The sequence below is a fragment of the Spirochaetota bacterium genome (assembly GCA_034190085.1).
In the GTDB taxonomy this organism is placed as follows: Bacteria; Spirochaetota; UBA4802; order UBA4802; family JAFGDQ01; genus JAXHTS01.
Genome location: JAXHTS010000019.1, coordinates 173,473 through 180,232, shown reverse-complemented (window position 1 = coordinate 180,232; position 6,760 = coordinate 173,473). Strand labels below are relative to the sequence as shown.

Annotated in this window: 8 protein-coding genes; all 8 read right to left on the bottom strand. The window is 43.6% G+C overall.

Features of this window, described 5'->3' with window-relative positions:
• Positions 1-554 (bottom strand): precorrin-3B C(17)-methyltransferase (locus tag SVZ03_04210; GenBank protein ID MDY6933410.1); only part of this gene is annotated, 554 nt, incomplete at its 3' end.
• A 35-nt stretch (positions 555-589) separates the two neighbouring features.
• Positions 590-1,348, bottom strand: a complete 759-nt coding sequence (locus SVZ03_04205; GenBank protein MDY6933409.1) for a cobalamin biosynthesis protein — start codon at positions 1,346-1,348, stop codon at positions 590-592.
• A complete protein-coding gene (cobM, locus tag SVZ03_04200) occupies positions 1,348-2,124 on the bottom strand; it encodes a precorrin-4 C(11)-methyltransferase (GenBank protein MDY6933408.1) in 777 nt (258 codons plus the stop codon). The genes SVZ03_04205 and cobM overlap by 1 nt, the downstream gene beginning before the upstream one ends.
• Positions 2,125-2,259: 135 nt before the next feature.
• Positions 2,260-2,997: a precorrin-2 C(20)-methyltransferase gene (gene cobI, locus SVZ03_04195; GenBank protein ID MDY6933407.1), complete on the bottom strand. Its 738-nt coding sequence runs from the start codon at positions 2,995-2,997 to the stop codon at positions 2,260-2,262.
• Positions 2,973-3,596, bottom strand: coding sequence for a precorrin-6y C5,15-methyltransferase (decarboxylating) subunit CbiE (gene cbiE, locus SVZ03_04190; protein MDY6933406.1), 624 nt, complete (start codon positions 3,594-3,596; stop codon positions 2,973-2,975). Before cbiE ends, cobI begins: the two co-directional genes overlap by 25 nt.
• Positions 3,575-4,708: a cobalt-precorrin-5B (C(1))-methyltransferase CbiD gene (gene cbiD, locus SVZ03_04185; GenBank protein MDY6933405.1), complete on the bottom strand. Its 1,134-nt coding sequence runs from the start codon at positions 4,706-4,708 to the stop codon at positions 3,575-3,577. Before cbiD ends, cbiE begins: the two co-directional genes overlap by 22 nt.
• A gap of 6 nt (positions 4,709-4,714) precedes the next feature.
• The gene (locus SVZ03_04180; protein ID MDY6933404.1) at positions 4,715-5,335 is read right to left on the bottom strand and encodes a precorrin-8X methylmutase; all 621 of its coding nucleotides are present in this window, start codon (positions 5,333-5,335) and stop codon (positions 4,715-4,717) included.
• 18 nt (positions 5,336-5,353) lie between these two features.
• Positions 5,354-6,751 (bottom strand): cobyrinate a,c-diamide synthase, encoded by a 1,398-nt coding sequence (locus SVZ03_04175; protein ID MDY6933403.1) that lies wholly within the window; start codon positions 6,749-6,751, stop codon positions 5,354-5,356.
• Positions 6,752-6,760: the final 9 nt, after the last annotated feature.

The window sequence follows — 6,760 nt, the reverse complement described above, 5'->3', positions numbered from 1 at the left end:
ACAACCTCGCTCTCTCTATAGGCATTCCTTACTATGCCCACTGGTGTATGCGGAGATTTATATTGCATTAAGATATCCCATGCCTTAGTGAGCGGCTTTATCCTTTTGCTGCTCTTTGGATTGTATAGAACGATTATATAATCACCATCAGCAGCAAGCCTTATCCTCTTTTCGATTATCTTCAAATCTGTCAAAAGATCACTTAGGGAGATAACTGCAAAATCGTGCATCAATGGCGCGCCTAAAAGGCTTGCGCATGCAGAGGCTGCAGATACTGCTGGGATTATCTCAATATCAATGCTGTGTACAGCGTCATCCTTCAGAAGCTGCAATACAGGGCCTGCCATTCCATATACCCCAGGATCGCCGCTTGAGATCAGACAAACACACTTACCTTTACATGCATGCTCTATTGAGAGCCTTGCACGCTCCATCTCCTTTGTCATTCCAGATGAGATAATCTCTTTTCCCTGTACAATGCTGCCGACTAGTTCTATATAAGTCTTATACCCAATGATAACCTCGCACTCATTCAAGGCCTTTAATGCATACATGGTTAAATGCTGCTGGTTTCCAGGGCCGATGCCTACTATGCTAAGTTTTCCCTTGCTATTGCAATGGTCACTCCATCTATTACTCTTTTCTTTTGTATTAATTTTGCCCTCCTTCCAGCTATTATTGCGCAGGGTTCACACACGCCGTCAACTCCGATGTTTCTTTTTGCGATAGAGGATGATCCATCACTTACAAAATTTTTTATTGTGTCCCTGGGGATAAAAACCAGCGGCAGACCCAGTTCTATGCACGAATCTGTTAAACCTATCTCATTCTTTTTTATATCGATTGTTGCTGCTATTCGAACCTCATCAAGTGAGAGATGGCAATGGCCTAATGATGTCAGAATTGCAGACTTTACGCTGTCTGTTCTGATGTTGCGCCTGCATCCTATGCCCAGTACAATGCTCTTCTGAGACTCTGTGCCTGTAGTTATTACAGGCACTGCATCAATAGCAGCGGCAACAGAATAGGCAAGGTCATTGGCTCCGCCCTCATGACCAGAGAGAGCGCTGATCGCGAATCTGCCTGCTGTATCCACAGCAACAATTGCAGGATCAGTATATTTATCCTTTATATGCGGGCTTATAAGGCGCACAACGATTCCAAGAGCTGCAATGAATATAATTCCATCGTATGTTTTAAAGAGTTCGCCCATTATATCAGGCAAAGTGCCTTCAGATTCATAATCTTTTTTTTTGGGGCTTATTATTGCTGCGTCGCTGAATCCCTTCTTCAGCCTGTCTGCAAGCTCCCTCCCTTTATGATTGATTGCAATAATTGCTATCTTCATTATTCTGATTTTGCCTCTCTCAGGGAATGAGTGAAATCTTTATGGTACAGCTTGCTTAACTCAAAACCCCTTCTATTTAGCACATCCCCAACAAAGATCAATGCCTGCCTGTCAATCGATTCTGCCTTTACCTTATCAGCAATGTCCTCCAGGGTGCCTCTTATTATCATCTCCTCAGGCCATGTTGCTCTGTAAACAACAGCAGCAGGAGTATTTTTTGCATATCCATTGAGCAGGTCCTTAACCACATCTTCAATCCTATTGATGCTCAAAAATATTGCAAGGGTTGCGCCTATCTTTGAGATCTCCCTTATGCTCTCGCGTAAGGGTACTTTTGTCCTTCCGCTAATCCTTGTCACAATTACCGTCTGACTCACCCCAGGAAGGGTCAGTTCCTGATGAAGAGAGGCAGAAGCGCCAAAGAGAGAACTTACTCCTGGTATAACCTCATAGCTAATCCCTTGTTTCTCACACCACTCTATCTGTTCCTGAATAGCCCCATATATTGAAGGATCTCCGCTATGTACTCTCGCAATTATACTTGAGCTCTTTCTATTATCATCTATGACCTTTAGCACCTCATCCAGGTTCATGCCTGCAGAGTCAAAGAACTGCGCGCTATCTTTAGCATATTCCAGAACTCTTCTGTTTACAAGCGAACCTGCATAGATAATAATATCAGCCTCCTCAACGATTCTCTTCCCCTTCACAGTTATAAGCTCAGGATCCCCAGGACCTGCGCCTATAAAGTATACTTTAACAATTGAATTGTTCATATATATTTATCCTCATTATTTTGGGGCGATGTAGGGGCGAACGGCCGTTCGCCGCTACTATTTGTCTGAGAAACAACCTCAGCAGAGGTCCGTTCGCCCCTACGGACGTTTGCAATAAAAATGTTCGGCACAGCGTTATGTCCCAGTCCTTATTATCATGGTTGAGAGATAACCAGAGGCGTCTTGTTTTAATAGAGACATCCCCTTGGCATAATACTCCTCATCTGTACCTATTCGATTGATAAAATATGATGACTCACCCAGCCCCTCATCCATCAGAAAATTTTTTAATCTCTCCAGGTCTTTACCAATTTTTAAAATGATAACAGTATCAAAATTTCTTAATGCATCTTTCAGCTCCTCCATCTCTTTAGGAAGAGGCATTATAACAAATCTCTCATCTCCCTCTGCTATGGGTATCTCCATTGCGGATGCAGCAGCGTTTATTGCGCTTATCCCAGGTATGGTTACTATATGCAGATCCTCATCTTCTCTTCTGAGATAACGCAAGAGATAGCTGTAAGTGCTATAAATCAACGGATCACCCAGGGTTATAAAGGCCGCATCCCTTCCTGAGGAGAGCGCACTGTAGACCCTGTGTGCTGATAACCCCCAGAACCTGTGCAGTTCATCTTTATCCCTTGTCATTGGAAAAACTAGCTCCTCTATAGAAGCGGCATCAACAAGCCTCTCAACTATCTCCCTTGCAATAGATGAAGATTTTGTGCTCGCCTTTGGAGCAAATATTATATCCACCATCTTTAATATCTTCAATGCTTTCAGGGTTACAAGCTCAGGATCGCCAGGGCCAATTCCAATACCGTATAACGTGCCCAATCTATTGATCTTTACTTCCTTATTAACATCACACATAATCCAGTCACATCATCCCTTTTATTCATTAAATCCATAATATCTGTATAAATTATTTTCTCATCAAAAAGTGTAAGATTTTCAAATACAACTATCTCCCTATTCTTTATGCCCCTTTTATAAAGATATGCAGCGACCTCAGACGGGGTGTTCTTTTTATCAGTAAAGACAAAGACCTTGTCTGAGCTTTGAACACTATGATAAATCCCATCAATGCCTCTTCCATGCAGGCTGATGATATGAAGATCGTGCCACGGCTCACCCAAGCGCGCCATTGCGATCTGTACAACGCTGATGCCAGGGATGATCTCATATTCATCTCTATTCAGCCTTTTCGAAATCTGATTAGAAAAACTGAATATGCCAGGGTCTCCTGAGACAAGAACCGCTATCCTCTCACTATCCTTATACCCTTTTATGTAATCTATAATCTCCGAATAATTGCCCTTTAGTGTAATCGACCTTTTATCTAGCTTAAAGGCAGAGAGAATCCTCTCAGAGCCTATTATAACTTCAGCATCCTGAATCGCACCCCACGCCTCTGGAGTAATATATTCCTCAGAACCTGGCCCAATTCCTATGATATAAACCTTTCCCATGCCTTTCTCTCCATAAGATCAGCAGGATATGCGCCGATTATCTCTCCACTAAGAGAAAGGATAACACCAGAAAGGTTGACATCGCTTTTCATATACTCAATAGACCTCTCCACCACCCTTTGCGCAATTTTTGAGAATGCAGGCAGAAGATCGTTCTCCCGAAGTAACGCAACTGACTGCTCTGCTGTTTCAAGGGTCAGAATCTTCTCTGTAAGATCTGGCGCTGCACCGCATGACGCTGCATAGGCTGCGATTGTCTCCATCCTGGCATCGCCAAACATGCAGTGTGTGTTGAATATCCCAGCAGCAACCTTTGCAAGCTTGCCTATATGGCCTATAAGCATGACCCTGCTAAAACCCCTAGAGGCACATTCAGTCAGCATAAAACCAACATGATCTCCGATCTTTATTATAGCTTCATCATCTATCCCATAATCCTCTTTAAGAAGCCTCTTGCCGATATATCCTGATGCCAAAAAGATATTCTTGTTCCCTGAAGCCTTAGCAACATCCAGCTCCATTGAAAGAGTGGCCCTGTAGGCATCCTGGGATTTTGGCTCCACAATGCCAGTTGTGCCTATAATCGATATGCCTCCCTTGATCCCAAGCCTTGGGTTAAAGGTCTTGGACGCAACAGCTTCTCCCTTAGGCACGCTTATCTCTACCACATATCCATATTCTTTATTAACGATATTGCTGACATCCCTGAGTATCATGCTTCTTGGCGCAGGATTGACGGCATATTCCCCTACAGGCACAGGCAGACCTGGTTTTGTAACTATGCCAACTCCAGCACTGCCCCTTATCTCAATACCAGGGCTATCAGTCTTTTTTATCGCGCAAAGGATTTCTATCCCGTGAGTAACATCGTTATCATCACCCGCATCCTTTATAACAGCACATCTGGCATAATCCTCTGAAAACTCCTGCGCTGTCAAAGCAAAGGCTGCCCTCTCTTTGTTCGGCAGCTCAACCTCAACTGAATCGATCTGTCTTTGATGTACAAGCATTAGAGCGCATGCCTTTGCAGCAGCCTGAGCGCACGCCCCTGTTGTGAATCCCTTACGAAGCGGTTTTTCATCTGAATTTGATGCTAACTTAGTCCCTCTCATCCCTGACTAGTCCGCAGTGAGTTTAATCAATGCATTTATAATTGAAACAGCTACAGCGCTTCCCCCCCGCCTGCCTTCATTTGTAATATACGGCACTGAAAGGCTTTGCAAAGCCTCTTTTGACTCTGCCGCACCTACAAATCCAATAGGAACCCCAATCACCAGAGCTGGAAGGGTCATATAACGCTCAATTATATTGATCAGCTCAAAAAGCGCAGTCGGCGCATTGCCAATTACTACTATGCTTCCATTAATATAAGATTTTGCCATCCGCATAGCAGAGACTGCTTTGGGGATCTTGTCAATCTCTGCCATCTGGACTGCCTTGTCATTATTGATAAAACATAAAAGCTCATTCCCAAATTCTTCTATCTCCTTTTTTCTGATCCCAACCCTTACCATCTCAACGTCTGCTATAATATTGCATCCAGATATTATCGCACGCAGACCCATATCAACAGCATCTGGATGAAAAATAATACTCTTTGCAAATTCAGTATCTGCTGTGGCATGCGCAACCCGCTTGATTATCTCTCTCTCCTTGCGCTCGCTTAAAAAATCCCCCAGCTCATTTTCAATAATGCGCATGCTCTTGCCTTCAATCTCTTCAGGCCTCATATATATCATGATATGTCTATCTCCTTCTCAATTATGTTTAGCCCCTTTATATTGCTCAATGCTTTTAATAAAATTCCTTGCCCATAGTGGCGATGACGCAAAATGAATATGAACATAGCTTGCAAGTGTATTACGCGTTAAAAATCCGTCATAACCCACATAGTTGTCTCTCCAGGGTTTATACACCTTAAAGGCAGGATTTGCTGTATCCTTCATCTTATCTATATATGACCAGTGAAAGATATGTCCTTTAGTTTTACTGCCTCTGTTGCAGAGGATGTTGTCCGATAAACTCTCAATATTATGATAACCGAACATCCTGAGCCCCTTTCCCATTCTCACAGTGCCAGGGAATATCCCTGTCATGGGGAACTCCTTACCGTCCATATCCTCAATGCTGTTCATGAGATACATCAATCCGCCGCACTCTGCATAGATGGGCATGCCCCCCTCACTCTTTTCTGATATATCCTTCATCAACGAGGCATTCCTGGAGAGTTCAGATGCAAACACCTCAGGGAATCCGCCTCCCATGTATATGCCGTTAGCTGACGCTGGCACCCTTTTGCTCTTTAACGGGCTGAATCGTATCAGCTTAGCGCCCATACTTTTGAGTATATCCAGATTATCCTCATAATAAAAATGGAATGCTTTATCATGGGCTATTGCTATTGTAACCCTTTTCTCTTCACAACTTTGCTTAAATATGGTCTTAGGGAATTCAGGAAGGCAAGGCGCTTCCTCCCCTATCTGAATAATAGACTCAATATCAACGGACTTTTCAATAAGTCTGGCAAGATCTCTAAGATACTTCCGCATGTTCAATTCACTGGAAGGCGTCAGGCCTAAATGCCGTTCAGGCAAAGATAGAGCCTTATCCTTTGGAACATACCCCAGAACAGGAAGGCCTGTTTTCTCCTCTATTGCCTGCTTTGCAATCTCATAATGGTATAAACTGCCTATGCTGTTAAGAACAAAACCCTTTATCTGCAGACCTCTGTCATATTTTTGAAACCCAAGAGCCATGGCACCCGCGCTCCTTGCCATCCTGCCTGCGTCAATGATGAGTATAACAGGAGAGCGCAATATCTTTGCAACATGAGATGTGCTGCCTGTGTCTGTATCTGCCCCCAGTCCGTCGAATACACCCATAACGCCTTCAATCACAGAGAACGACGCCTCACGCGCCTTCCTTTCAAAAAGCTCCAAAACAACATTCTTTGATAGAAGAAAGGAATCCAGATTTCTGCAAGGCCTTTTCGAAATCCTGCTGTGCAATCCTGCGTCAATATAATCAGGCCCGCACTTAAAGGGCTGAACATCAAGTTCCCTGTTCATTAAAGCAAGAAGGAGTCCAAGCGTGAGTGTTGTCTTTCCAACACCGCTCTCTGTGCCTGCTATGACTATGCGTGGGTAGTTATTCAAATTAAATCC